The organism is Ruegeria sp. AL12, assembly GCF_056540885.1.
The window spans coordinates 1-794 of the sequence record NZ_JBQFXN010000099.1; the positions used below are offsets into that span (position 1 = coordinate 1).

The 794-nt window shown below is 55.0% G+C and carries 1 protein-coding gene and 1 pseudogene; both read left to right on the forward strand.

Annotated elements, in window-relative coordinates; translation table 11 throughout:
* Positions 1 to 532, forward strand: a 532-nt coding sequence (locus ACR0C6_RS21620) for a heme-dependent oxidative N-demethylase subunit alpha family protein (protein ID WP_480621185.1), incomplete at its 5' end; no start/stop codon positions are given.
* Between the two features lie 28 nt (positions 533 to 560).
* A pseudogene (locus tag ACR0C6_RS21625) lies at positions 561 to 794 on the forward strand (GNAT family N-acetyltransferase); the annotation flags it as partial.

A 794-nucleotide genomic window follows, 5' to 3' on the forward strand; every position in this document is an offset into this window, starting at 1 on the left:
GAGCCTGGATTTCGACATTGGCATGAACTTTTTCGAATGGCACGCCCCGGTACCACTGGCCCACGAGATGGGTATCTTTCAGCGTGCGCTGAAATTCTTGCTGAGTATTCAGCAGGGCGCACCCGCACGCCGCCTGAACTGGACCATGACGGTCAACCCGCTTTTGGATACCAGCCCGGAGAACTACCATAAATGGGGTATTCAGAAAACCACACTGACACCGGAGAATATTGGCCAAAAACAACATCTTCGGGTCGAGTTGCAGACATTCTTCCGACTACCGCGTTCAAACGCGCTGTTATTCCCAATCCGCTGTTATCTGTGTAGTTTTCAGGATCTGATGACTGTACCGAAATGGGGTCGTCGCCTGCATCGTGTTGTTCGTGATCTGCCAGTGGAACTGGCAACCTACAAAGGGTTCATCGACAACCGGCCGCTGATGCTGGACTATCTCAGCCAGTTCGACGACGGGTTGCCCACCTCGCCCGGGATCTGGCCGGATCTGGAAACGGAACCCCCCTTGTCAAAGTAAACCGGCAATGTCAGGTGTCTTGGCTGTTATGACTGATCCAGACAGAACACCGTGGCTCATCCCGAGCGATGACTTCGCTCTGTATGACGCTCTGGCGCTGCTGCGCGAGTCCTTTCGGTACATGGATGCTCGGATCGACCCTCCGTCGTCCATCCATCGTCTGAACGTGGACGGAATGCTTGCGCATTGTCAAAGTGGCGGAGAAATCTGGGCCATCGGCCGACCGCTTTTCGCCTGCATGTTTCTAACGCCCAAGCCCGAC